Source organism: Azoarcus olearius, from assembly GCF_001682385.1.
In the GTDB taxonomy this organism is placed as follows: Bacteria; Pseudomonadota; Gammaproteobacteria; order Burkholderiales; family Rhodocyclaceae; genus Azoarcus; species Azoarcus olearius.
Map to the genome: position 1 here is coordinate 3,782,911 of NZ_CP016210.1, position 22,786 is coordinate 3,805,696.

Sequence of the window (22,786 nt, forward strand, 5' to 3'; positions counted from 1 at the left end):
GCCTCGCGGCGGCGGACAAGGGCCGCATTCTCGCACCCGTAGCGATCGCCCGTCATGCCCGCGGGCGCCCTGTCGCGCTTGCGGCCCCTGCCGCGCGCTGGCACATTCGACGGCTCCCCCAACCGCCTCCGGCCACCGCCCCGCGATGACACCCTTCCGCTTCACCCAGCCCATCCCCACCCTGTGCCGCGACGGCGATAGCGTTCTGGTGCTGGACCAGACACGCCTGCCCTGGCGTAGCGAGCAGCGCCGCCTGCGCACGCTGGACGAAGCGGCGGAAGCGATCCGCGCCATGTGGGTGCGCGGCGCACCGCTGATCGGGGGCACGGCCGCCTACGGCGTGGCACTCGCGCTGACGGCGGACCCGGGCGACGACGCGCTCGAATACGCCCTCGCCACCCTCGCCGCCACCCGCCCCACCGCGGTCAACCTGCACTGGGCGCTGGCGCGCATGGCCGCGGCCTTGCGCCCGCTGACACCCGGCGCGCGCCGCGCCGCCGCGTGGGACGAGGCGGCCGCGATCTGCGCTGACGACGTGCGCTGCTGCGCTGCGATCGGCGCCCACGGTCTGCCGCTGCTGCAAGCCATCGCCGCGGTACGCGGACGGGTGCGGGTGATGACCCACTGCAACGCCGGCTGGCTGGCGACCATGGGGGCCGGAACGGCGCTGGCGCCGGTGTATGCGGCGCATCTTGCCGGGCTGGCGGTCGAGGTCACCGTCAGCGAGACCCGGCCCCGCAACCAAGGGCTGCTGACGGCGTGGGAACTGCGTGAAGCGGGGGTGCCGCACCGGTTGATCGCCGACAACGCCGCCGGCCTGCTGCTGGCACGCGGCGAAATCGACCTGGTCATCACCGGCGCAGACCGCATCGCCGCCAATGGCGACACGGCGAACAAGGTCGGCACCTACCTGAAGGCGCTCGCCGCGCGCGAAGCGGGCGTGCCCTTCTACATCGCGGCCCCGCACTCCACGCTGGACTTCGGCTGCCCGGACGGCGACGCGATCCCGATCGAAGACCGCGGCGCGGCCGAGGTGTGCAACGTGCGCGGCGCCGGCACGGATGGCGAACCGGCGGAGCTGCGACTTGCGCCGGACGCCACTGCGGCGGCCAACCCCGCCTTCGACGTCACGCCCGCCCGCTTCATCGCCGGCATCATCACCGAACGCGGCATCGCCGCCGCCGACGCGCTGGCGGCGCTGTATCCGGAGGACGCGCAATGAACGCCCCGGATACGCTGCGCGAGCCGCTGCTTGCCACGGCCCGCGCGATGACCACAGCCGGCCTCAATGTCGGCGCCTCCGGCAACGCCAGCGTGCGGCTCGCCGACGGCCTGCTGATCACCCCCAGCGGACTGCCCGCCGAAGCCTGTTCGCCGCAGGACATGGTGCCGCTGGACGACGAAGGCCGCCCGGCGGCGGGCGCGCCGGCCTGGGCACCGTCGTCCGAATGGCAGATCCATCGCGACATCTACGCCGCCTTCCCGCAGGCGCAGGCGGTGCTGCATGCGCACGCGCCGTTCGCCACCGCGCTCGCCTGCCAGCGCATCGAAATTCCGCCGTTTCACTACATGATCGCGCGCTTCGGCGGGGACACCGTGCGCTGCGCCCGCTACGCCACCTTCGGCACGCCCGCGCTGTCCGAGGCCGCCGTCGCCGCGCTGCAGGACCGCAGCGCCTGCCTGCTCGCCAACCACGGCATGCTGGTGTTCGGACGCGACCTGGCGCACGCGCTGGCGCAGGCCATCGAGTTCGAAACCCTGTGCGCGCAGTACTGGCGCACCTGCCAGCTCGGCGCGCCGGTGCTGCTGTCGCGTGAGGAAATGGATGAGGTGATCGAACGCTTCCGCTGGTACGGGCGGCCGCGCGCCGCCGCGGAAGACGCTGCGGGCGATGGCGGAGGCGCGTCCCGCCGCTGACCGGGCCCGGCGCCCATCACCGGGAAACAGGGCCACGGCCGACGGCCGGCCAGCGCGGCAGCATTCCCCTACTCGCGCCGCTCGCTGCCCTCTTTGGCGTGCTGCGCCTTTTCGTCCTCGTCATCCGAGGTTGCCGCCTCGATCCCTGCGCCCACCACATCGACCGCGGCGCCCGCCACCACGGCGCCGGCCTTCACCGCGGTGGCACCCACGGTGATGACCGCATCGGCCACCGCGAACACCGCACACCCCTGCAGTGCAACGACCAGAACGAACGCGGCGGCAATCCGCAGCGCGCTCACGATGGCCGCGCCGCCATGTTTTCGAGCACGCGCAGCAGGCTGCTGGTGTCGTCGCGCCCCATGCCCGAGGCCATCAGCGCATTCAGCTGCTGCCACACCTGCGCAGCCACCGGCAGCGGCACCCCGAGCCCCACCGCCTCGCCCATCAGGATGGCGAAATCCTTGTGATGCAGGCGGGCCTCGATGCCGGCGCCGAAGTCGCGCGCCACCATGCGCCCGCCCATCACCTCCATCACGCGCGAAGCCGCGGAACCGCCCATCAAGGCGCGCTGCACCGCCGCCAGGTCGACGCCGTGGGCGTTGGCCAGGTGCATCGCCTCGGCGCTCGCCTGGATCGCGGCCACCATGATCATCTGGTTGCAGGCCTTGGCCACCTGCCCCGCCCCGGCCGGGCCGATGTGCACCACGGTGCGGCCCAGCACCTCGAACAGCGGCCGCACGCGAGCCAGGGTTTCTGCCTCCCCGCCGGCCATGATCGCCAGCGTCGCCTCGCGCGCGCCCGTGCCGCCGCCGGACACCGGCGCATCCACCCAGCCCACGCCCTGCTGCGCATAGCGCGCGGCGAGTGCGCGCGCGGTGGTCGGCGCGATCGTGCTCATGTCTACATGGATTGCGCCGGGCGCGAAACCGGCCGCCAGTCCGTCGTCGCCGAAAGCCAGCGCCTCGACGTCGGCGCTGGCGGTGATGATGCTGATCACGACCTCGCTGCGCGCCGCCAGCGCCGCCGGCGTGGCGCACAGCTCGGCGCCGGCGAGCGTGCCGTCGGCAATCAGTGCCTGCGCCGCATCGGGCCGCCGCGCCCAGATCGCCACCTGATGACCGGCCTTGAGCAGATGGCCGGCCATCGGCACGCCCATCACGCCGAGGCCGACGAAGCCGACCTTCATTCGCCCGCGCCCCCGCTCATGCGTTCGAGCAGCTTCAGCATCGCGATCGAATCGTCCTCACCGAGGCCGCTGCCGACCATCGCGTTGAACATCTGCGCGGTGGCCGCCGAGGACGGCAGCGCCAGACCCAGGCGGTGAGCCTCTTCCATCACGATGCGCATGTCCTTCTGATGCATCCAGGCCTTGAAGCCGGGGCGGAAGTTGCGGTCGAGCATGCGCTGGCCGTGGTTTTCAAGGATGCGCGAGTAGGCAAAGCCGCCGAGCAGGGCCTCGCGCACCTTGGTGGCATCGACGCCGCTGCGGGTGGCGAAGTTGAGCGCCTCGGCCACCGCCGCCACGCCGACGCCGGTGAGGATCTGGTTGCAGGCCTTGGCGACCTGCCCGGCGCCGGAGTCGCCGATGCGGTTGATCGACTTGCCCATCGCCTCGAACGCCGGCTTGACCGTGTCGAAGGCCGCGGCGTCGCCGCCGACCATGATGGTGAGGCTGCCGGCGATCGCGCCAACCTCACCACCGGACACCGGCGCATCCAGCAGGGTGACGCCGCGCTCGGCCAGCCGCGCGGCGATCGCCTGCGCAGCGGCAGGGGCGATCGTGCTCATATCCACATGGATATGCCCCGCACGCGCCGCGCTGGCGACGCCGCCCTCGCCCAGCGTCACCTGTTCGACGTCGGGGGCATCGGCCACCATGCTGAAGGTCACCGCGGCGCGGCTCGCCACCTCGGCGGCGCTCGCACAGTCGCCGGCGCCGGCTTCGAGCAGCGGCACCATGGATTCGCGCCGGCGGCTCCACACGTGCACCGTGTGGCCGGCCTTCAGCAGGTTCAACACCATGGGGCGGCCCATCAGGCCGAGTCCGATGAATCCGACTTCCATAATCGTGGGCTCCGGGAGAAACAGGGAAAGGGAGAAAAAGGCGGCGGCCGCGGGTTCCAGCGCGCTGCTCAGGCGCGGATAATGCCGGCATGAGCTACGCCCCAATCATCAAGGAAATCGCCCGTGGCGCCAAGGGCGCGCGGCCGCTGGACGTTGCCCAGGCGGAAAGCCTGTTCGGCGACATACTCGACGGCCGCGTGCCGGACCTCGAACTCGGCGCCATCCTGATCGCGCTGCGGGTCAAGAGCGAATCGCTCGCCGAATTGCTCGGCTTCAAGCGCGCGATGGACGCCCGCACCGCCCAGGTGACCGTTCCGCCCGGCCCGCGCTGCGTGGTGCTGCCCACCTACAACGGCGCGCGCCGCCAGCCCAATTTGATGCCGCTGGTCGCGCTGTTGCTGGCGCGGGAAGGGGTGCCGGTGCTGATCCAGGGCCGGCATGACTTCGAAGCCCGCGTCAGCCCGTTCGAACTGCTCGCCGCGCTCGACATCCATCCTGCCGCCGATGCCGCCGCCGCGTCCGCGCAACTCGCCGCCGGCCGCCTTGCCTGCCTGCGCGTCGAGCAGATGCTGCCGGGCATGGCCGAACTGCTCGCGCTGCGCACCCGCTTCGGCCTGCGAGGCAGCGGCCACATCATGGCCAAGCTGATCGACCCCTGCCGCGGCTACAGCGTGCGCGTGGTGGCGGTGACGCACCCGGAATACCTCGAACGCATGGGCGAATTCCTGCGCGAGGACGGCGGCCGCGCGATGCTGCTGCGCGGCACCGAAGGCGAGATCTACGCCAATCCGCGGCGCACGCCGGAAATGCAGGTGTTCCGCGACGGCATCGCCAGCATCGGCGTGCCGGGTGAGGAAGGCGGCGCGCCGCCGCTGGCCGGCCTGCCCGACAGCCCGTCGATTGAAGACAACGTGGCCTGCATCCGCGCGATGCTGGCGGGCGAGCAGGCGGTGCCGGAGCCGATCACGGCGCAGGTGGCAGCGCTGGCGGCGTTGGCGCGCGAGGGGTGAGAGGTTTTTCCGCTCCCCCTTCAAGGGCGCGGAGCAGGATTTCGGCGAGCACAACCTGATGCCTTCCTGTTTGCGAGGCGAAGCGAAGACTCCGCACCTGGAAGGTTTTTCCCCTCCCCCTTCAAGGGGGAGGTTGGGAGGGGGATGGGGTTGGCTTCAGCGCCATGCCTAACCCCATCCCCACCCCAGCCCTCCCCTTGAAGGGGAGGGAGCAAATTGGGCCCGCCCGGGTGCCTTCGCTTCGCTCCGTCGTTCAGCAGGCGGCAAGCAATGCTAGCCGAAACGGCGTCCTCACCCCTTGAAGGAGCGGGAGCGAGGCGCTCATCACCTCGCCGCCGAAAAAAAGCGCGTTTCGCCGTCCTCAATCCCGCAAGAACGTCACCTTCACATCCCGCGGCGCCGCAGTAAATGGCGCCGACGTCACCAGCACATCGGCCCCCGCCGCCACGTAGGCGCCGGCGTTGTCCGCCTTGATGCCGCCGGCGGCCGCCAGCAAGGGGCGCATCCGGCTGTGGGCGATCGCGGCGCGGCATTCGGCTACCCGTTCGGGCGGGAATTTCTCCAGCTGGATCACGTCGGCGCCGGCCTCGGTCCACACCACCGCCTCCTCCACCGAGCCCACCTCGACGACGATGCGCTTTTCCGCTTCGGCCGCGCGCAGGCGGGCGATGGTGACCGCCGGGGCCTCATCCAGGTAGAGCCGGTGCTCGGGGAACACGAGCAGGGTCTCCGAAAGGCCCAAGCGGTGCATGCTGGCGCCGGCGCAGCGCACCGCCTTGACCGACAGCGCCTTGGTGCCCGGCACGGTCTTGCGGGTGCAGGCCACCGGCACGCGGCGGCCGTCGTGCTGGGCGGCCTCGACGATGGCGGAAGCGCTGCTGGCGATGCCGCTCGCCCACTCGACCAGCACCTGGGCGGTCTTCCACACCCGGTGCAGCACGTCGGCATCGCCTTCGGCGGTCAGGATGGGCGACTGGAAGCTGAGCACGTCGCCGGAGGCGAGTTCGGCCTTCACCGCGGCGCCGGCGAGTTCGAACATCCGCACGGCTTCCTCGACCCCGCACACGGTCATCGGCTGGCGCGCGATGAAGCTCAGCCGCGCCGGCTGCGGGCCGATGCGCAGCGCGTCGGTGGTGAGATCGCCGCAGGGCACGTCGTCGGCCAGCAACGCGGCCAGTTCGTGATCGGCTAGGACGGAGCGTGGCATGCGGCTTCCCCTGTGGAACCGGCCGCCCGGAGGCAGCCGGCGCGGAAAAACGGAGGCCGCCGCGCGCGGAGCACGGCGGCGCCGGTGATCAGTGGCGCGAGAACAGGTCGCGCAGCGCGCACAGCGCGCGGGTGGGATCGAAGCGGGTGTCGGCCAGCGTTTCGCCCGCGATCAGCTTCTGCAGGGCCACCTCCGGCTCGGACTCGCCGGTCAGCAGCACCTGGGCGCCGCGCTTGCTCATGTGGCGCAGAAAGCCGTCGCCCGCGCTGCCGGCGACGATCAGCTCGACACCATCGAGCGGATGCGGCCCCACGTCGTCGAAATAGTGGAACAGCTGCGACTTCTCCAGCGTCACCTGTTCGGGCTGCGGCAGCGGCGCGCCGGGCTGGCAGTCGTACACCAGCCATTCGCGCGCCTTGCCCGCGTGCCCCGAGACGCGGCTGAAGTCCTGCGTGGCGACGGCGATCCGCATCGCGCTCAGTTGGCGACCGCCGGAGCGGTCTCCTCGCGCACCAGTTCTTCGCGGAGGCAGCCGATCGGCGGACCGAGCACTTCATCTGCGCCCTGGAAACGCACGATGTAGATCGCGACGTCCTGCATCGCCTCGACGTGGCCGACCTTGACGATGACGCCGCGCGCGCCTTCGGCGGCGAGCAGCGCGCCCTCCGGCACGTCGGGCACGCCGCCGTCGTTGTAGATGTCTTCGGCGGCGCGGACGATCTCGCCCGGCAGCAGTTCGGTGCCCTGTTCCATGATCACCCCCAGATTTCGGCCGGAACCTTCAGCCGCTCGACCGGCGTGCCGCCGATCAGGTGCTCGTCGATGATGGTGCCCACGTCGGCCGCGGTGACGCCGCCGTACATGACCGCGTCGGGATAGACCAGCACGCTGGGGCCGGCCATGCAGGGGCCGAGGCAGCCGGTGTTGGTCACCGCGAATTCATTCCACAGGTTGCGCGCCTGAAAGGCTTCGAGGAAGGCCTGATGGACCTCGCCACAGCCCTTTTGCTGACAGGAACCGCGGGGATGGCCGGGCGGACGGCCCTGGACACAGACGAGGACGTGTTTTTTTGGCTTCGGCATGACGCGCTCCTTGCAGGCGTTGGGTTCATGGCAAGGAAAGCAAGCCGGGTGCCACGGGTAAAATCGCGTTGTTTCAAGGAGTTGGAAAAGGCCGTTTGTCGGGTGTGCGACAAACGGCCTTTTGCGCGTAGGACAAGGGTGACGCAGCCTGCGGGTTACGCCGCCTCGCCCAGCCGGCCCTCGCGGAAATCCGCCAGTGCCTGATAGATCTCCTGCTCGGTGTTCATCACGAAGGGACCGTACTGCGCGATCGGCTCGTTCAGCGGCCGGCCCGCGATCAGCAGCGCACGCGCGTCGCCGCCCACCGCTTCCAGCACCACGCCGTCGCGTTCGGCGGCGTTGGCCAGGATCGCCATGCGCTGCGCCGGCACCCGGGTTTCCGCCACCTGCACGCTACCGCGATAGACATACACGAAGGCGTTGTGCGCCGCCGGCAGCGTCTGGCTGAAGCGGGCGCCGGCGGGCAGGTGGAGGTCGAGATACAGCGGCGCGGTGGCTTCGCGGGTGACCGCGCCTTCCACACCGTGGCTGCTGCCGGCGATCACCGCCGCCGCGACACCCGCCTCGGTGAGGAAAGACGGCAACTCGGCCGCACCGAAGTCGCGGTACCAGGGCGCGCTCATCTTCTCGGCCGCCGGCAGGTTGAGCCACAACTGGAAGCCTTCCATCACGCCGTCTTCCTGCTGCGGGATTTCGGAATGGATCACGCCGCGGCCGGCCGTCATCCATTGCACGCCCCCGTTCTCCAGCAGGCCTTCGTGGCCGGCGCTGTCGCGGTGGCGCATGCGCCCGGCGATCATGTAGGTGACGGTTTCGAAGCCACGGTGCGGATGGTCCGGAAAGCCGGCGATGTAGTCGTCCGGATTGGCGCTACCGAAGGCGTCGAGCATCAGGAAGGGGTCGAGCCGGCGCTGCAGCGGCTGTGTGAGCACGCGGGTGAGCTTGACCCCGGCGCCGTCGGAGGTCGGCATGCCGGCCACCAGACGCTCGACGGCGCGCGGGCGGAGGACGGTTTCACTGGGGCGGACGCTGGTGTTCATGGCACGACTCCCTTCGCTGGGCGCCGGGGCACGGAGGCCCGGCGCGGGTGAGTGGATGGATCAGGCGGCGAGCACGGCGTCGAGGTCGGCCGCGGCCTGGGCGAAGCCCTTGGCCGCCGCCTCCGGCCCCATGTTGAGCCCTTCGGCGTAGATGAAGCGCACGTCGGTGATGCCGAGGAAGCCCAGCACCGCCTTCAGGTACGGCACCTGGGTGTCGAGCGGCGAACCGCGGTACTGGCCGCCGCGGGCAAGCGCGACATAGACCGTCTTGCCCTTCAGCAGGCCTTCGGGACCGTTGGCGGTGTAGCGGAAGGTGACCCCCGCGCGGGCGATGGCGTCGATCCAGTTCTTGAACTGGGCGGTGACGGTGAAGTTGTACATCGGCACGCCGAGCACCAGCACGTCGGCCGCCTGCACCTCCGCGATCAGCGCGTCGCTCGCGGCAACACGCGCCGCCTGATCCGCGCTGCGGCTCTCGACCGGGGCGAACAGCGCGCCGAGCGCGGCTTCGTCGAGTACCGGCACCGGGTTCTTCGCCAGGTCGCGCACCGTCAGGGTGGCGTCGGGGTTGGCGGCGAGCAGGCGGGTGGTGACGTCGTTGGCGACGCGGGTGGAGTTGGCGCCTTCGCTGCGCGCGCTGGAGTTGATCTGGAGGATGTTCATGGCGGTGGCCTCTCGGTGTCGTCGGGGTTCGGGGTGCTGCGATGGATGCACTTTATTCCGATCAAAAACCGCTAAAAACCCGGACAAACGGATAACATTGTTCCCTCCATGGAACAATTCGACGCCAATGATCTGCTGATCTTTGCCCGCGTGGCCGAAGGCGGCAGCTTCAGCCGCGCGGCCGAGCGCCTTGGTCTGCCCAAGTCCACCGTGTCGCGCCGGATCACGCTGCTGGAAGAACGGCTGGGCGAACGGCTGATGCTGCGCACCACGCGCCGACTGTCGCTCACCGACTTCGGCCAGCATCTGCTGGAACACGCGCGCCAGCTCGCCGCCGAGGTCGATGCCGTCGCCAGCCTCGCCCAGCACCGCCAGGCGCAGCCAAGCGGACGCCTGCGCGTCTCGATGCCGGCCGATTTCGCCAACCACCTGCTGCTGGACATGCTCGCCGCCTTCGTCGCGCTGCACCCGGCCATCAGCCTGGATCTCGACCTGTCGCCCCGGCGGGTGGACCTGATCGGCGAGAACTTCGACCTGGCGATCCGCATCGGTGACCTGCCGGACGACGCCTCGCTCGCCGCGCGGCGCATCCGCAGCTTTCCGATCAGCCTGTATGCCGCGCGCGACTACCTCGCCGAACGTGGAACGCCGCGGGTGCCGGACGACCTGATGCGGCACGAGGCGCTGCGCCTGTTCGGCCGCAGCGGCGAACCGACGCCGTGGCGTCTGCTCAACGGCGAGCAGCACTGGGAAGGTCTGCCACCGGGCCGGATCACCGCCAACTCACCGGAAACACTGATCCAGCTCGCCCGCGCCGGACAGGGCATCGCGGCGGTGCCCGACTACTTCGCGGTGGCCCACGTGCGCCGCGGCGAGTTGCTGCGCGTGCTGCCCGAGTGGAGCCTGCCGGCCAACACCGCGTGGGCGGTATTTCCCGGGCGCAAGCTGATGCCGGCGCGCACCCGCGCCTTCCTGGACATGGTGCTGGCGGCGCTGCCCGACGACGCGCCGCGCGCGCCCTCGCCCCGCTGAACGCAGGCCGACGATGCGGGCTCGGGGGAGGGCGGAACTTTCACCGCGCCACGGCGACGAAGCCCGGCCCGCGCGCCTCACCTACAATCGCGTCCGCACCCCGAACAACCACGCCCGCTCTCACCCATGATCGCCCTCCCCCGCAACCGCCGTCCGCTCTTTCTCGCCGTGTTCGCCTACTGCGCGGCGCTGCTCGCCTTCGGGCTCTACCTGCAGCACTACCAGGGCATCGAGCCGTGCCCGATGTGCATCATGCAGCGCTATGCATTCGCACTGGTGGGCGTGATCGCGCTGGTCGCCGGCCTGCACGGACCGCGCGGCGCGGGCGTGCGCGTGTATGGGGGACTGCTGTTGCTCGCGGCGCTGGCCGGCGGCAGCGTCGCCGCGCGCCAGACGTGGATGCAGCTCTACCCGCCGGAAATTCCGGAGTGCGGGCCAGGGCTGGAATACATGCTGGAGAGCTTTCCGCTGACTTCGGCGCTGCCGATGATCTTCCGCGGCGCGGGCGACTGCAGCGCGATCGACTGGACCTTCCTCGGCCTGTCGCTCGCCAACTGGTCGCTGCTCAACTTCGGCGCCGCGGCGCTGCTCGCGCTGTGGCTGCTGTTCGGCCGCCGCGTCCGCTGAAGCGGGTTCAGCCGACCACGCGCACGATGGCGCCGCCGATCTCGTAGCGGCCGTCGCCGAGCGCGTGACAGCGCTTGACCTGCAGTTTGGTCACCAGCGGCGGGCGGTCCACCCGGGCGCCCGGCGAGGCCACCATGACCTCGATGACCTCCTGCTCGCCCGGCACGTAAGCCGCGCGCAGCGTCATGCCGCTCACGCTCAGTTCCACGCATTCGGCCGGCACCGCCTCACCGCTGCGCAACAGGATGGACGCCGAGCAGCCGAGCGGAATGCGGCGGTCGAGACGGCGTTCCGGAGGAGCGGTGCGATCGTTCATGGATATGCCCGAAGCGATAGTGTGGCCGACGATTGTAGCGCGCCGCCGCGGTACCGCTCGTGCTCGTGTGCGCGGGCCGTGGAACCGCACACGGCCGCTCCGCCTCGGGGCTCAGCGGCAGCCCTCGGGCACGCCGAGCCGGCGCAGGATATTGACCAGCGGGCAGAACCCGGTGAAGCCGCTCTGGAACAGGTTGGCGCCGACAAAGGCGGTGAACCACAGGAAATTCGGGCTGACGAACAGCGGTGAAGCGGCCACGCCGAGCGCGAGCGACAGCAGCACGAAGGCACCTGCAACGATGCGGACATAGCGTTCGGTGGTGAGGGTCATGCGGTTTCTCCCTGAGGTTGGCCGTTCAGCGCGCCGGCGCGGCGGCGCATCGCGGCGAAATAGAGCATCGGGATCACCACCAGGGTGAGCACGGTGGAGATGAAGACGCCGAAGATCAGGCTGATCGCGAGTCCGTTGAAGATCGGGTCGTCGAGGATGAACACCGCGCCGATCATCGCCGCCAGCGCTGTCAGCCCGATCGGCTTGGCGCGCACCGCGGCGGCGCGGATCACCGCTTCGCCGAAGTCGCTGCCTTCGGCAAGCTGCTGGTTGATGAAATCCACCAGCAGGATGGAGTTGCGCACGATGATGCCGGCGAGCGCGATCATGCCGATCATCGACGTGGCGGTGAATTGCGCGCCCAGCAGCGCGTGGCCGGGCATCACGCCAATCAGCGTCAGCGGAATCGGCGCCATGATGATCAGCGGCACCAGGTAGGAGCGGAACTGCGCCACCACCAGCAGGTAGATCAGCACCAGACCAACGGCATAGGCGGCGCCCATGTCGCGGAAGGTTTCGTAGGTGACCTGCCACTCGCCATCCCACTTCAGGCTGTAGCCGCTCCAGGCATCGGCGGGCGGGCGGATGAACCATTCGTCCAGCGTGCCGGCGAGCCCGGGCGCGCCGCCCAGCGCCATGTCCTTGACCTCGGCCCGGATGCCGAACATGCCGTATAGCGGCGAATCCAGCCGGCCGCCCATGTCGCCGGTGACATACACGACAGGCAGCAGATCCTTGCGGTAAATCACCTGCTCGCGGCGGGTTTCCTGCACGGTGACCAGTTCGCCCACCGCCACCAGCCGGCCGCCGCTCTCCGCGCCGCGCGCGCGCACCTTCATCGCCAGCAGATTGCCGATGTCGGACTGGTGCCGGGCCGGCAGTTGCACCCGCACCGGCACCTCGTACTTGTTGTCGCCCCCGTGCAGCGGGGTGACGTTCTCGCCCGCCAAGCCCAGCCGCAGCACGTCGACGATGTCGGCCTGCGCCACCCCCAGCCGCGCCGCCTTGGCCTGGTCGACCCGTAGCAGCAGCTTGGGCGCGGCCTCGTCCACGGTGTCGTCCACGCCGACGATGTCCGCCGTGCGCTCGAACACGGCGCGCACCCGCGCGGCAACCTCGGCCTGGCCGGCGTAGTCCGGGCCGTAGATTTCGGCGACGATGGGCGACAGCACCGGCGGCCCCGGCGGCACCTCGACCACCTTCGCATTGCCACCGTTGCGGCGGGCGATCGTCGCCACCGCCTCGCGCACCGAGACCGCAATCTCGTGACTCTTGCGCGTGCGCTGCGCCTTGTCGGTCAGATTGACCTGGATGTCGCCCAGCTCCGGACTGCTGCGCAGGTAGTACTGCCGCACGAGACCGTTGAAGTTGATCGGCGCCGCGGTGCCGGCGTAGGCCTGCCAGTCGGTGACTTCGGCCACGGTGCCGAGGTGCTCGCCGATTTCGCCCAGCACCCGCGCGGTTTCTTCCACCGGCGTACCGACCGGCATGTCGAGCACCACCTGGAACTCGCTCTTGTTGTCGAACGGCAGCATCTTCAGCACCACCCACTGCATCGCCGGCAGCGCCAGCGACACCGCGATCAGCACCAGCACCGCCAGCCACAGCCGCGCCCGCGCCCGGGCACCGTGAGCTGCGTCCAGCATCGGCGTCATGACGCGGCGGAACATTCCATCCAGGCGGCGGGTCAGCGCATCGTCGCCGGGGTGGTGACCGGCCTCCGCCGACTTCAGCAGGCGCTGCGCGAGCCACGGCGTCACCACGAAAGCCACCACCAGCGAGATGAACATGCCCATCGAGGCGTTGATCGGGATGGGGCTCATGTAGGGCCCCATCAGACCGGTCACGAAGGCCATCGGCAACAGCGCCGCGATGACGGTGAAGGTGGCCAGGATGGTGGGCCCGCCAACCTCGTCCACCGCCCGCGGAATCAGCCGCCACAGCGGCGTATCCGGCTCCAGCGTGTGCCAGCGGTGGATGTTCTCCACCACCACGATGGCATCGTCCACGAGGATGCCGATCGAGAAGATCAACGCGAACAGGCTGACGCGGTTGAGCGTAAAGCCCCATGCCCATGACGCGAACAGCGTCGCCGCCAGGGTCAGCGACACCGCGATGCCGACGATCAGCGCCTCACGCCAGCCGAGCGCGAAAAACACCAGCGCCACCACCGCGGCGGTAGCGAACACCAGCTTGCCGATCAGCTTCTGCGCCTTGTCGTTGGCGGTTTCACCGTAATTGCGGGTGACGGTGAGCTGCACCCCGTCGGGGATCAGGCTGCCGCGCAGGGCTTCCACCCGCGCCAGCGCCGCGGCGGCAACGTCGGCGGCATTGGCGCCGGGCTTCTTGGAGAGCGCCAGCGTCACCGCCGGGAAACGCCCCGCGCCGTCGATGCCCTTGGCGGCAGCCGCCGCCCCGGTGCCGAACCACACGTAGCGCGAGGGCTGGTCCGGTCCATCGCCGACCTCGGCGACATCGCGCAGATACACCGGGCGGCCACCGCTGACGCCGACGACGAGCTGGCGCACGTCCTCGGCGGACTCGATGAAGGCGCCGGTCTGCACCAGCACTTCGCGGTTGTCCGCCACCAGGCTGCCGGCCGGCTGGGAGGCATTGGCAAGTTGCAGCGCGCCGCGCAAATCCTGCGCGCTGATGCCGTGCGCGTTCATCCGCGCAACGTCCATATCGACCTTCACGACCCGGTCGGGGCCGCCGAGGGTCTGCACGTCGCGGGTGCCGGGCAGGCGCTTGAGTTCCAGTTCGAGCGCGCGCGACACCTGCTGCATGTCGTACGCGGAGCGCGTGTCGTCCGCGCTCCACAGCGTCAGCGCGAGGATGGGCACGTCGTCGATGCCCTTGGGCTTGACCACCGGTTCGCCCACGCCGAGCTGCGGCGACAGCCAGTCGCGGTTGGAGTGCACGGTGTCGTACAGCCGCACCAGCGCGGTCTGGTTGGGCACGCCAACCTCGAACTGCACCGTGATCACCGCCATGCCGGGCCGCGACACCGAATACACATGCTCCACCCCGGCCATGCGCGACAGCACCTGCTCGGCCGGGCGCGCCACCAGCGCCTCCACGTCGCGCGCGGAGGCCCCGGGGAAAGGCACCATCACGTTCGCCATCGTCACGTCGATCTGCGGTTCTTCCTCACGCGGCGTGACCAGCGTGGCGAACACGCCGGCCAGCATCAGCACCAGCGCGATCAGCGGCGTGATCGCGTTGCGCTGGAACGCCGCGGCGAGGCGCCCTGCAAGGCCTTGCTCCGCAGCCATCACTTGCCCTGCCGCGCGCGGGCGACGATGCCGGCCTGCACCGGATCGAGCGCCACGACATCGCCCTCGCCCAGGCCGGCGAGCACCTCGACGGCGGGACGTCCGGTGTCGTCGCTGATCGTATCGCCCAGGCGAAGCTGGCGCAGGCTGAAGCCGCCCCGCCCTTCCGCCACATACACCGCGGTCAGCTCGCCCCTGCGCAGCACGGCGGCGGCAGGCACGGTGAGACGGCGGGTTGCAGCCGAGAGGAAATGGACGCGGGCATAGGTGCCCGGGACCACGTCATTACTGCCCGGCGGCAGCTCCACCCGCACCCGCACGGTGTGGGTGCGCGCGTCTGCCGCCGGCAGCACGGTGACGCTCGCGGCCTCGAACACCCGCTGCTGGCCCGGCAGCTCGATGCGGGCCTTCACGGGGCCGGTGCCGAGCTGGGCGAGGCGTTGCTGCGGCAGATCGACCACGGCGCGCAAGGCTGCGGGATCGTACAGGGTGAGCAATTCGCGCCCGGGCTGGGCCATTTCCCCGGCCTCGATGTAGCGCGCGGCGATCACGCCGGCGAACGGCGCAGCCACCACGGCGTGGCCCTGGACGCTTGCCGCCTGCCCGCGGCCCGCACGCGCGGCGCGCAGCTGCGCGGCAGCGGCATCGAAGGCCGCCTGGGCCTGGTCGAGCACGGCCTGGCTCACGAATTTGCGCTCGAACAGGCTCCGGCTACGGGCAAGGTTGGCGCGCGCCTCGGTCAACCCGGCCTCGGCGCGTGCCACGTCGGCGTCGGCCGCGGCGACCGCCTGGCTGGCTTCCGCCGCGTCGATGCGCAGCAGCACCTGGCCGGCGCGAACCGCATCGCCGGCATCCGCCGCCAGCTGCACCACGCGCCCCGGCACCTGCGCTGCCAGCGTGCTCTGCCGTACCGCCTCGATACTCGCCTCCGCGACGATTGCGCTGGCGAGCGCACGCGCGCCGATGCGCACGGTCGGAATGGCCTCTACCTCATCAGCGGAATGCGCGGACGAGGTGGCAATCAGCAGGGACAGCAGCAGGGCAAGCGGGCGCGGGATCATCATGCATATAAGTATATTCTTATATGCACAAGTTTCAAGACAGCCGCGTTCAGCCCCGGCAGCGCTCCGCGTAGGCCGCGATCGCGTCGATGACGGCGTCGGCCTCGCCGACCGCGCCGGCCAGTTCGATGCGGCAGCGCGGATGCTCGGCGGCGGCAGTGGCGACCAGCGCCGGAACATCCCGCTTCAGATGACCGCCTTGGGCGAGGAACACCGGCACGACGAGGATGTGGCGCGCGCCGTCAGCCACCGCCGCGGCGATCGCTTCCGGCAGCGAGGGGCTCATGAGTTCGAGAAAGGCCAGCTCCACCCGCGGCGGGTTGGGCGCGGCCAGCATGCGCGCCCGGATGCGCTGCATCGGCCCGGCCCATTGCGGGTCGCGCGCGCCATGGCCGAACAGCAACACGGTGTCGGCCGGCGTTGCCGCCTGCCCGCTTGGCATCGTCGCGCTCATACGTTTGCTCCCGCTTCGGCCGCGACCGGCTTCGCCACCAGCCGGTCGATTGCGCGGGCGGCGAGAAACAGCCCGACGCTCGCCGTCACCGCCATGCTGGAACCAAAGCCCGCGCAGGCGAGCCCCTGCGGCCCGCGGCCGGTCTCGCAGCTTGCCGCCGGGTAGCGTAGCGGCTCGCTGGAGTACACCACTTCGATGCCGAACTTCTTGCCCGCCGCGCGCGGAAAAGCGTGGTCGCGCCGCAGCGTGGCCCGCACCTTGGCCAGCAGGGGGTCCTGCTCGGTGGCGACGAGGTCGGCAACACGGATGCGGCCCGGGTCGCGCTTGCCGCCGGCGCCGCCGGCCATCAGCAGCGGCAACCGGGCGCGCCGGCAATGGACCGCCATCGCAACCTTGGCGCGGACGTTGTCGATGGCGTCGATGACGAGGTCGAACTCGCGCAGCAGCGCAGCCACGTTGTTCGGCTCGACAAAATCCTCCACGGTATCGACGCGGGCGCGCGGATTGATGCCGCGGATGCGTTCGGCCATTGCCTGGACCTTCGCCTGCCCGAGGGTGGCATCGAGCGCGTGCGCCTGGCGGTTGATGTTGGATTCGGCCACGTGGTCGAGATCGATCAGCGTCAGACGGCCCACGCCGCTGCGCGCCAGCGCTTCCGCCGCCCACGAACCGACGCCGCCGATTCCGACCACACAGACGTGGGCCAGATTCAGGCGATGAAGGGCGGCATCGTCGTACAAACGCGCGATGCCGCCGAAACGGCGGCCGCCGTCGGCCTCGGCGGCGACAGCCTCGTCGAGCGGGGCAAGGAGTTCGGCAGGGGAATCGGACATGACGGTGAGCGGAAACACAGGCGAAGCGATGTTACCGCAGCCGGGACGGCCGGCTGAACTCGCGTCCGCCGCTTCTCCAACGCGCGTGCTGCGCAAGGACGTCTTCGCGGGCGCAAAGACCCAGCCACCGCTGCGCGATCTCGGCGCACAAGGCGGGCGGGGGCCGCGGCACCCGGTGCAACGCAAGCCGTCGCACGGCCCCGCCGGGCTACGTCGGCGCGGCGGACAGCCCGCCTAGAGCCGGCGGCTTACGCCGCCGCAGCCTCCCGCACGCGCAGACTATCCAGCCAGATGCCCAGCCCCTGGGCGTTCAGTTCCAGATCGAGCTGCATCAGGTCGACGCTCGCCTCCTCCCCCAATGCCCAGCCTTGCCGCGCGGCCTCCTCGCGCACCACCTGCTCCAGCCCGGCGAGGATCTCGACGTGGCGCGCGACGCCCTCGCCGCGCGCAGCGCGCGCTACCGCGACGAAAGTGTCGATCAGGCGGTGCATGTCCGCACCCAGCCGGGCGGGTTCGCCCACCCGGCTGTAATGCGTGAGGTACAGCGCCTGCGGCTCGCACGCCAGCATGCGGTCGACAGACGCATGCATCGCACCCGGGTCGAACTGCGTCGGCGTGGTGGTGGGCAGGATGAAGGCGCGCCCATCGACGTCGAGATCGCGGTAGGAGATACCGAACGCGTCGCCGGTGAACAGCGCCTGCGCGAATTCATCGTGCACGCAGATGTGGTGGCGCGCGTGGCCCGGCACGTCGAGGACGTGCAGTGCGCGTCCGCCCAGTTCGACCGTGAGGCCGTCGGTGGCGGGAACGATGCGCTCCTCCGCCACCGGTACAAGCCGGCCATAGAGCTGGAACGCGCGCTCCGGCCCGTAGACCGCCATCGTCCCTTCCCACAGCCGGGCCGGGTCCACCATGTGGCGCAGCCCGCGCGGATGAACCAGCAGACGTGCGGCAGGGAAGGCGCACATCAGGCTGCCGGCGCCGCCGGCATGGTCGAGATGGACATGGGTGAGAATGACCCAGTCCACCTTGTCCGGGGCAATGCCGAGCGCCGCGAGCACCGCCAGCACGCGTGGCACCGAGGCGTTCGTGCCGGTGTCGACCACCGCGGCCCGCCCGCGGTGGACAATCAGATGTATCGCCGCCAGCTGTGGCCGTCCGTAGCCGGAGTCCACCGCGTAAATACCGTCCGGATGGGCGATCACGTCTTGCACCTTGGTCTCCTCCCTCGTTCGATTGATTTTGCGCAATTATATCTGCCGCACCCGGCGGTCCCGGGCCATCACAAGCGACGTTACACTACCGGCCTCGCTTACCTGCCGTAGCCGCCATGCAATTCGACTTTGACCGACACCCCGACCGGCGCCAGGTTCCCGGTGAAAAGTGGGGCCGCTACGCGGGCCGTGACGTGCTGCCCTTGTGGGTTGCCGACATGGATTTCAGTGCGCCGCCGCCCGTGCTCGAAGCCCTGCGCCGCCGTCTCGACCACGGCGTGTTCGGCTACACCGATGCTCCCCCGTCGCTGGCCGAGGCGGTGGTCGAGGGCCTGCGGCGCGACCACGACTGGCACATCCAGGCTGAATGGCTGGTGTGGCTGCCGGGCGTGGTTACCGGGTTCAACCTCGCCTGCCGCGCGGTGGGCGAAGCGGGCGACAGCGTGTTTACCGCCACCCCGGTCTACCCGCCCTTCCTGACCGCACCGGAAAACAGCGGTCGCCGCCTGGTGAGTTGCGCGCTGGTGGAGCGCAACGGGCGCTGGGAATGGGACCGCGCCGCAGTGGAGGCGGCAATCGAGCCGCGCACCCGCGTCTTCATGCTGTGCAATCCGCACAACCCGGTCGGGCGCGCGTTCGATCGCGAGGAGCTGCGCTGGATCGCGGATCTCGCGGAAAGCCGCGACCTGGTGGTCTGCAGCGACGAGATCCACTGCGGCCTGGTCCTCGATGCGGCGCGCCCACACCTGCCGATCGCCGCGCTCGACGAGCGCATCGCGCGGCGCAGCATCACGCTGATGGCGCCCTCCAAGACCTGGAACATCCCCGCGCTGTACTGTGCTTTCGCGGTCATCCCGGACGCCGGTCTGCGGCGCCGCTACCAGCGCGAGATGCGCGGCATCGTGCCGCACGTGAATGTGATGGGTCTGGTCGCCGCCGAGGCGGCCTACCGCCATGGCGGCCCCTGGCGCGCCGCGCTGCTGGACTATCTGCGCGACAACCGAGAGCGCGTGCTCGACGCGGTGGCGACGATGCCCGGCCTGCGCACGACGCGGCCGGAAGCCACCTATCTGGCCTGGATCGACTGTCGCGACGCCGGACTCGACGACCCGGCCGCGTTCTTCGAAGCCGGCGGCGTCGGCCTGTCCGACGGACGCGCGTTCGGCATGCCGGGTTTCGTGCGGCTCAACTTCGGCTGCAGCCGGGCGACGCTGGACGAAGCGCTGGCACGCATGCGGCGCGCGCTCACCGCGCGCTGAGGGTTTAGCGCAGCCGCAGGAAGCGCGCCTCGAACTCGTCCGCCGGCAGCGGCGGGCTGCACAAGTAGCCCTGGTAGCTGCCACAGCCCAGTCCGCGCAGCAGCTCGAGCTGCGCCTCGCCTTCCACGCCTTCGGCCTGCACCGCCATGTCGAGCGCCCGCGCCATCGCGACAATGGCCGACGCGATCGCCAGGTCGTTGCTGTCGTCGGCGATGTCCTGCACGAAGCTGCGGTCGATCTTGAGCTTGTCGATGGAAAAGCGCTTGAGGTAGGCGAGCGAGGAATACCCGGTACCGAAGTCGTCGATCGCCAGCCCCACGCCCTGCTGCTTCAGCCGCTCCAGCAAGCCGACCGCATGCTCGCCCGCCTCCAGCAGGCTGCTCTCGGTGATCTCGAGTTCCAGCTGCGTTGCCGGCAAGCCGGTTTCGGCCAGCACCGTCGCCAGCATCGCGCTGACGTCCTGCCGGCGGAACTGCTCGGCCGACAGATTGACCGCGACCTGGCCGAAGGCGTAACCGGCGTCGATCCACTCGCGGACCTGCCTGCAGGCGTCGCGCAGCACCCATTCGCCCAGTGCCACGATCAGGCCGGTTTCCTCGGCCACCGGGATGAACGCGGCGGGCGACACCATTGGTTCGCCCTGCGGTTTCCAGCGCACCAGGGCTTCCGCGCCGAGCAGACGGCCATCCTTCACGCCCAGCACAGGCTGGTAATAGACGACGAACTCGTCGTGCTCGAGTGCCCGGCGCAGGCGTGTTTCAAGCGCCAGCCGCTCGGTCGCGGAGCGGATCAGGTCTTCGGTGTAGAAGCCGTAGGTGTTGCGGCCCTGGGCCTTGGCGCGATACATCGCCGCGTCGGCGTTGCGCACCAGGGTCATGAAGTCGTCGCCGTCGTCGGGATAGAAGCTGATGCCGATGCTCGCGCGGATGAATACCTCGTGGCCGTTGGATAGCGCAAACGGCGCCGCCAGCACCTCCACGAGGTTTTTTGCCACCACGGCGGCGTCCGCCGGCGCCTCCACGTGTTCGAGCAGCACCATGAACTCGTCGCCGCCGAGCCGGCCGAGGGTATCTTCCTCGCGCAGCGCACCGCGCAGCCGGGCGGCCACCGCGCGCAGCAGTTCGTCGCCGGCCGCGTGCCCGAGGCTGTCGTTGACCGTCTTGAAGCGGTCGAGATCGAGGAACATGACCGCCACCCGGCATCCCCGCCGCTGCGCGCCGTCGAGCGCGTGCTCCAGCCGCGACAGCACCAGCAGGCGGTTGGGCAGGTCGGTCAGCGGATCGTGGTGGGCAAGGTAGTCCAGCCGGTCCTCGGTCTGCTTGAGCTTGCTGATGTCGGTGAACACGCCCACGTAGTGGGTGACGTGGCCGACCTCATTGCGCACCGCGTTGAGCGTAAGCCACTCGGGGAACAGTTCGCCGTTCTTGCGCCGGTTCCACAGTTCGCCCTGCCAGTGGCCTGCCTCCTTGAGCGCGGCCCACATCGACAGGTAGAAGCCGCGATCGTGGCGGCCGGACTGCAGGAAACGCGGATTCTGCCCGACGACTTCGTCACGGCTGTAGCCGGTGACCTCGGTAAACGCGCGGTTGACCGCGACGATGGCACCGTCGAGATCGGTCAGCACCACGCCGTCGTGGGTGCTTTCGATGACCGCGGAGTTCAGTCGCAGCAGTTCAGTGGCCTGGCGCTGCTCGGTGATGTCGATCCACACGCCGGCGACACGCACCACGCGCCCGCCCTCGTCGCGCACCGCGCGCAGTTCATCGCGGATCCAGCGCACCCCGCCGTCGGCACAACGGATGCGGTATTCGTGGACATAGTGACCGTCCTCCTCCACCGCGCGGACCGCGCGCGACGCCCGCTCGAGATCGTCCGGGTGGACAGTGCGTGCCCACCATCCCTGCGCGAGCGCCTCGGCCACGCTGAACCCGGTCATCCGCGTGAGGTTGTGGCTCATCCACGTGCCCACCCATCCCTCTTCACCGCGGGTGAGCGTGTAATTGACGGAAGGGCTGCAGTCCAGCACCTCCTCTAGGCGTTGGGTCATCGTCCGCAGCGCGGCCCGTTCGCGCACCAGTTCGGCCTGGCGAAACGCCTTGTCGAGCACCAGCGGCAACTCGTGCAGATAGCTTTCGTGCTTGACCAGATAATCCGACACACCCAGCCGCAGCGCCTGGGCCGCGGTCTGCTCACTGCCCTGCCCGGTCACCATCACGATCGGAATGTCGAGCCGGCGCTGCTGGCGCAGCACTTTGGTGAGGTCGAGCGCGTTCAGCCCCGGCAGCATGTAGTCGAGCAACAGCACGTCGACGGCGCAAGGCTCGGCCCCTGACGCCGGCAGCCGGCGCAACACATCTTCCGCGCTGCTGACGGTTTCGAAGCGCAGATGCGGCGCCGAGTGGGCCAGCTGACGCAGCGTCAAGTCGATGTCGAAACGGTGGTGCTCGGCATAGAGCACGCGGATCGGCCGCCCGCGCCCGGCGACTTCGGCCTGGCCGCGCTCGATGGCGGCGACGATGGTGTGCGGCAGGCGCTCGAGGTAGTCGCCGTCCTTCACCAGATAGTCGTCGGCGCCGGCTTTCAGCGCGCCGACCGCCGCCTCCTGGTCGCCCGAGCCGGTGAGCACGACGAAGGCACCGGGCATCCGCCGTTCGCGCACCCAATTGAGCAGGTCGATGCCGCTGCCGTCGGGCAGGGCGAGATCAGCCAGCACGATGTCGAAGTCGCTGCTGGCGGCAAGCCTGCCCATCGCCTCGCCGATGCTGGTGACGATCTCCAGCGCGAGCGCGGGCATGCCCCGCGCGAGGCTGCGCCGAAGCAGGTCGGCATCGGCGGGATTGTCTTCTACGTACAGTGCTTTCATCGTCTCCCCGCCCTCGGCGGTCACTGTCGGGCCGGCTTGTTGAGGGCGCACCAATAGAGTTCGATCTGGCTGGCGACTTGGGTGAACTTGTCGAAATCGACAGGCTTGAGAATGTAGGAATTTGCGCCGAGGCTGTAGGCCGACTCGATGTCGGCATCCTCGTCGGAGGTCGTCAACACCACGACCGGCACCGGGCGGGTCAGGGGGTTGGCCTTGAAGGTGCGCAGCACCTCCAGCCCCGGCACCTTGGGCAGCTTGAGATCGAGCAACACCACCAGCGGCAGCGGCTCGCCGGCCGACCAGCGGGGAATGAAATCGAGGGCTTCCTGGCCGTCGCGCGCGACCAGCAAGGGGTTGAGCAGATGGCGGCGGCGAAACGCGCGCAGCGTCAGGTCAAGATCGGCGGGGTTGTCCTCGACCAGCAGGATGGAACGCTCCGTGCTCATGACCGGCGGGTCGAAAGGTTCACGCTGCATGCTCACAGTTCCTGCTCCCGCCGCTGCACGGCAGCGCATGGGTGAGTGGGTGACCGCTGC

The 22,786-nt window shown here is 70.1% G+C and carries 24 protein-coding genes; 6 read left to right on the plus strand and 18 right to left on the minus strand.

The window, feature by feature from the left end; genetic code table 11:
* Positions 1-145 precede the first annotated feature (145 nt).
* Both mtnA and dqs_RS17250 read left to right on the plus strand, forming a co-directional pair.
* A complete protein-coding gene (gene mtnA, locus dqs_RS17245) occupies positions 146-1,222 on the plus strand; it encodes an S-methyl-5-thioribose-1-phosphate isomerase (protein ID WP_065341256.1) in 1,077 nt (358 codons plus the stop codon).
* A complete protein-coding gene (locus dqs_RS17250; RefSeq protein WP_065341257.1) occupies positions 1,219-1,917 on the plus strand; it encodes a class II aldolase/adducin family protein in 699 nt (232 codons plus the stop codon). The genes mtnA and dqs_RS17250 overlap by 4 nt, the downstream gene beginning before the upstream one ends.
* A 68-nt stretch (positions 1,918-1,985) precedes the next feature.
* Here the strand turns inward: dqs_RS17250 and dqs_RS17255 are convergent, their stop codons facing one another.
* The 3 genes from dqs_RS17255 to dqs_RS17265 are packed head-to-tail and all read right to left on the minus strand — an operon-like array spanning position 1,986 to position 3,984.
* Positions 1,986-2,219 carry a hypothetical protein gene (locus tag dqs_RS17255; protein ID WP_065341258.1) on the minus strand — a complete coding sequence of 78 codons (234 nt, stop codon included), beginning with the start codon at positions 2,217-2,219 and terminating at the stop codon, positions 1,986-1,988.
* Positions 2,216-3,106 (minus strand): NAD(P)-dependent oxidoreductase, encoded by an 891-nt coding sequence (locus dqs_RS17260; RefSeq protein ID WP_065341259.1) that lies wholly within the window; start codon positions 3,104-3,106, stop codon positions 2,216-2,218. Before dqs_RS17260 ends, dqs_RS17255 begins: the two co-directional genes overlap by 4 nt.
* Positions 3,103-3,984 carry an NAD(P)-dependent oxidoreductase gene (locus dqs_RS17265; protein WP_065341260.1) on the minus strand — a complete coding sequence of 294 codons (882 nt, stop codon included), beginning with the start codon at positions 3,982-3,984 and terminating at the stop codon, positions 3,103-3,105. The genes dqs_RS17260 and dqs_RS17265 overlap by 4 nt, the downstream gene beginning before the upstream one ends.
* Positions 3,985-4,073: 89 nt before the next feature.
* Between dqs_RS17265 and ybiB the strand changes: the two genes are divergently transcribed.
* Positions 4,074-4,994 (plus strand): DNA-binding protein YbiB, encoded by a 921-nt coding sequence (ybiB, locus tag dqs_RS17270; protein WP_065341261.1) that lies wholly within the window; start codon positions 4,074-4,076, stop codon positions 4,992-4,994.
* 361 nt (positions 4,995-5,355) lie between these two features.
* Here ybiB and modD read toward each other — a convergent pair whose 3' ends face one another.
* The 6 genes from modD to dqs_RS17300 form a co-directional block, all read right to left on the minus strand.
* Positions 5,356-6,201, minus strand: a complete 846-nt coding sequence (gene modD / locus dqs_RS17275) for a ModD protein (RefSeq protein WP_011767088.1) — start codon at positions 6,199-6,201, stop codon at positions 5,356-5,358.
* An 88-nt stretch (positions 6,202-6,289) separates the two neighbouring features.
* Positions 6,290-6,673, minus strand: a complete 384-nt coding sequence (locus tag dqs_RS17280; RefSeq protein ID WP_011767089.1) for a NifB/NifX family molybdenum-iron cluster-binding protein — start codon at positions 6,671-6,673, stop codon at positions 6,290-6,292.
* Positions 6,674-6,678: 5 nt separating this feature from the next.
* On the minus strand, positions 6,679-6,954 hold the full coding sequence (locus dqs_RS17285; protein WP_065341262.1) for a nitrogen fixation protein NifZ: 276 nt from the start codon (positions 6,952-6,954) through the stop codon (positions 6,679-6,681).
* Positions 6,955-6,956: 2 nt separating this feature from the next.
* Positions 6,957-7,283, minus strand: a complete 327-nt coding sequence (locus dqs_RS17290) for a (2Fe-2S) ferredoxin domain-containing protein (RefSeq protein WP_011767091.1) — start codon at positions 7,281-7,283, stop codon at positions 6,957-6,959.
* Positions 7,284-7,438: 155 nt separating this feature from the next.
* Positions 7,439-8,323: a pirin family protein gene (locus dqs_RS17295; protein WP_065341263.1), complete on the minus strand. Its 885-nt coding sequence runs from the start codon at positions 8,321-8,323 to the stop codon at positions 7,439-7,441.
* Between the two features lie 60 nt (positions 8,324-8,383).
* On the minus strand, positions 8,384-8,986 hold the full coding sequence (locus tag dqs_RS17300) for an FMN-dependent NADH-azoreductase (RefSeq protein ID WP_065341264.1): 603 nt from the start codon (positions 8,984-8,986) through the stop codon (positions 8,384-8,386).
* A 108-nt stretch (positions 8,987-9,094) separates the two neighbouring features.
* Here dqs_RS17300 and dqs_RS17305 point away from each other — a divergent pair, with 108 nt between their 5' ends.
* Positions 9,095-10,018: a LysR family transcriptional regulator gene (locus dqs_RS17305; protein WP_065341265.1), complete on the plus strand. Its 924-nt coding sequence runs from the start codon at positions 9,095-9,097 to the stop codon at positions 10,016-10,018.
* Positions 10,019-10,144: 126 nt separating this feature from the next.
* Positions 10,145-10,645, plus strand: a complete 501-nt coding sequence (locus dqs_RS17310; protein ID WP_065341266.1) for a disulfide bond formation protein B — start codon at positions 10,145-10,147, stop codon at positions 10,643-10,645.
* A gap of 7 nt (positions 10,646-10,652) precedes the next feature.
* Here the strand turns inward: dqs_RS17310 and dqs_RS17315 are convergent, their stop codons facing one another.
* From dqs_RS17315 to dqs_RS17345, 7 genes are all read right to left on the minus strand, one after another.
* The gene (locus tag dqs_RS17315; RefSeq protein ID WP_011767096.1) at positions 10,653-10,961 is read right to left on the minus strand and encodes a hypothetical protein; all 309 of its coding nucleotides are present in this window, start codon (positions 10,959-10,961) and stop codon (positions 10,653-10,655) included.
* Between the two features lie 111 nt (positions 10,962-11,072).
* Positions 11,073-11,291, minus strand: a complete 219-nt coding sequence (locus dqs_RS17320; RefSeq protein ID WP_011767097.1) for a YgaP family membrane protein — start codon at positions 11,289-11,291, stop codon at positions 11,073-11,075.
* Positions 11,288-14,566, minus strand: a complete 3,279-nt coding sequence (locus dqs_RS17325; RefSeq protein WP_065341267.1) for an efflux RND transporter permease subunit — start codon at positions 14,564-14,566, stop codon at positions 11,288-11,290. The genes dqs_RS17320 and dqs_RS17325 overlap by 4 nt, the downstream gene beginning before the upstream one ends.
* Positions 14,566-15,630, minus strand: a complete 1,065-nt coding sequence (locus tag dqs_RS17330) for an efflux RND transporter periplasmic adaptor subunit (protein ID WP_065341268.1) — start codon at positions 15,628-15,630, stop codon at positions 14,566-14,568. The genes dqs_RS17325 and dqs_RS17330 overlap by 1 nt, the downstream gene beginning before the upstream one ends.
* A 46-nt stretch (positions 15,631-15,676) precedes the next feature.
* Positions 15,677-16,081, minus strand: a complete 405-nt coding sequence (locus tag dqs_RS17335; RefSeq protein WP_065341269.1) for a sirohydrochlorin chelatase — start codon at positions 16,079-16,081, stop codon at positions 15,677-15,679.
* Positions 16,078-16,914: a tRNA threonylcarbamoyladenosine dehydratase gene (locus dqs_RS17340; protein WP_065341773.1), complete on the minus strand. Its 837-nt coding sequence runs from the start codon at positions 16,912-16,914 to the stop codon at positions 16,078-16,080. The genes dqs_RS17335 and dqs_RS17340 overlap by 4 nt, the downstream gene beginning before the upstream one ends.
* Positions 16,915-17,162: 248 nt before the next feature.
* On the minus strand, positions 17,163-18,128 hold the full coding sequence (locus tag dqs_RS17345; protein WP_065341270.1) for an MBL fold metallo-hydrolase: 966 nt from the start codon (positions 18,126-18,128) through the stop codon (positions 17,163-17,165).
* 116 nt (positions 18,129-18,244) lie between these two features.
* Here dqs_RS17345 and dqs_RS17350 point away from each other — a divergent pair, with 116 nt between their 5' ends.
* Positions 18,245-19,387, plus strand: coding sequence for a MalY/PatB family protein (locus dqs_RS17350; protein WP_065341271.1), 1,143 nt, complete (start codon positions 18,245-18,247; stop codon positions 19,385-19,387).
* A gap of 4 nt (positions 19,388-19,391) precedes the next feature.
* Here the strand turns inward: dqs_RS17350 and dqs_RS17355 are convergent, their stop codons facing one another.
* Together dqs_RS17355 and dqs_RS17360 are read right to left on the minus strand one after the other, a co-directional pair.
* The gene (locus dqs_RS17355) at positions 19,392-22,250 is read right to left on the minus strand and encodes an EAL domain-containing protein (RefSeq protein ID WP_065341272.1); all 2,859 of its coding nucleotides are present in this window, start codon (positions 22,248-22,250) and stop codon (positions 19,392-19,394) included.
* A 20-nt stretch (positions 22,251-22,270) separates the two neighbouring features.
* Positions 22,271-22,726 carry a response regulator gene (locus dqs_RS17360; RefSeq protein WP_011767105.1) on the minus strand — a complete coding sequence of 152 codons (456 nt, stop codon included), beginning with the start codon at positions 22,724-22,726 and terminating at the stop codon, positions 22,271-22,273.
* Between the last annotated feature and the right edge of the window lie 60 nt (positions 22,727-22,786).

What these genes read in the sequence shown, in the direction of transcription:
- dqs_RS17360 (WP_011767105.1), bottom strand. Translation starts at nt 22,726, where the DNA reads ATGCAGCGTGAACCTTTCGACCCGCCGGTCATGAGCACGGAGCGTTCC.
- dqs_RS17335 (WP_065341269.1), bottom strand. Translation starts at nt 16,081, where the DNA reads ATGAGCGCGACGATGCCAAGCGGGCAGGCGGCAACGCCGGCCGACACC.
- modD (WP_011767088.1), bottom strand. Translation starts at nt 6,201, where the DNA reads ATGCCACGCTCCGTCCTAGCCGATCACGAACTGGCCGCGTTGCTGGCC.
- dqs_RS17355 (WP_065341272.1), bottom strand. Translation starts at nt 22,250, where the DNA reads ATGAAAGCACTGTACGTAGAAGACAATCCCGCCGATGCCGACCTGCTT.
- dqs_RS17325 (WP_065341267.1), bottom strand. Translation starts at nt 14,566, where the DNA reads ATGGCTGCGGAGCAAGGCCTTGCAGGGCGCCTCGCCGCGGCGTTCCAG.
- ybiB (WP_065341261.1), top strand. Translation starts at nt 4,074, where the DNA reads ATGAGCTACGCCCCAATCATCAAGGAAATCGCCCGTGGCGCCAAGGGC.
- dqs_RS17265 (WP_065341260.1), bottom strand. Translation starts at nt 3,984, where the DNA reads ATGGAAGTCGGATTCATCGGACTCGGCCTGATGGGCCGCCCCATGGTG.
- dqs_RS17350 (WP_065341271.1), top strand. Translation starts at nt 18,245, where the DNA reads ATGCAATTCGACTTTGACCGACACCCCGACCGGCGCCAGGTTCCCGGT.
- dqs_RS17295 (WP_065341263.1), bottom strand. Translation starts at nt 8,323, where the DNA reads ATGAACACCAGCGTCCGCCCCAGTGAAACCGTCCTCCGCCCGCGCGCC.
- dqs_RS17285 (WP_065341262.1), bottom strand. Translation starts at nt 6,954, where the DNA reads ATGGAACAGGGCACCGAACTGCTGCCGGGCGAGATCGTCCGCGCCGCC.
- dqs_RS17300 (WP_065341264.1), bottom strand. Translation starts at nt 8,986, where the DNA reads ATGAACATCCTCCAGATCAACTCCAGCGCGCGCAGCGAAGGCGCCAAC.
- dqs_RS17320 (WP_011767097.1), bottom strand. Translation starts at nt 11,291, where the DNA reads ATGACCCTCACCACCGAACGCTATGTCCGCATCGTTGCAGGTGCCTTC.
- dqs_RS17290 (WP_011767091.1), bottom strand. Translation starts at nt 7,283, where the DNA reads ATGCCGAAGCCAAAAAAACACGTCCTCGTCTGTGTCCAGGGCCGTCCG.
- dqs_RS17280 (WP_011767089.1), bottom strand. Translation starts at nt 6,673, where the DNA reads ATGCGGATCGCCGTCGCCACGCAGGACTTCAGCCGCGTCTCGGGGCAC.
- dqs_RS17305 (WP_065341265.1), top strand. Translation starts at nt 9,095, where the DNA reads ATGGAACAATTCGACGCCAATGATCTGCTGATCTTTGCCCGCGTGGCC.
- dqs_RS17330 (WP_065341268.1), bottom strand. Translation starts at nt 15,630, where the DNA reads ATGATGATCCCGCGCCCGCTTGCCCTGCTGCTGTCCCTGCTGATTGCC.
- dqs_RS17310 (WP_065341266.1), top strand. Translation starts at nt 10,145, where the DNA reads ATGATCGCCCTCCCCCGCAACCGCCGTCCGCTCTTTCTCGCCGTGTTC.
- dqs_RS17250 (WP_065341257.1), top strand. Translation starts at nt 1,219, where the DNA reads ATGAACGCCCCGGATACGCTGCGCGAGCCGCTGCTTGCCACGGCCCGC.
- dqs_RS17315 (WP_011767096.1), bottom strand. Translation starts at nt 10,961, where the DNA reads ATGAACGATCGCACCGCTCCTCCGGAACGCCGTCTCGACCGCCGCATT.
- dqs_RS17340 (WP_065341773.1), bottom strand. Translation starts at nt 16,914, where the DNA reads ATGTCCGATTCCCCTGCCGAACTCCTTGCCCCGCTCGACGAGGCTGTC.
- dqs_RS17260 (WP_065341259.1), bottom strand. Translation starts at nt 3,106, where the DNA reads ATGAAGGTCGGCTTCGTCGGCCTCGGCGTGATGGGCGTGCCGATGGCC.
- mtnA (WP_065341256.1), top strand. Translation starts at nt 146, where the DNA reads ATGACACCCTTCCGCTTCACCCAGCCCATCCCCACCCTGTGCCGCGAC.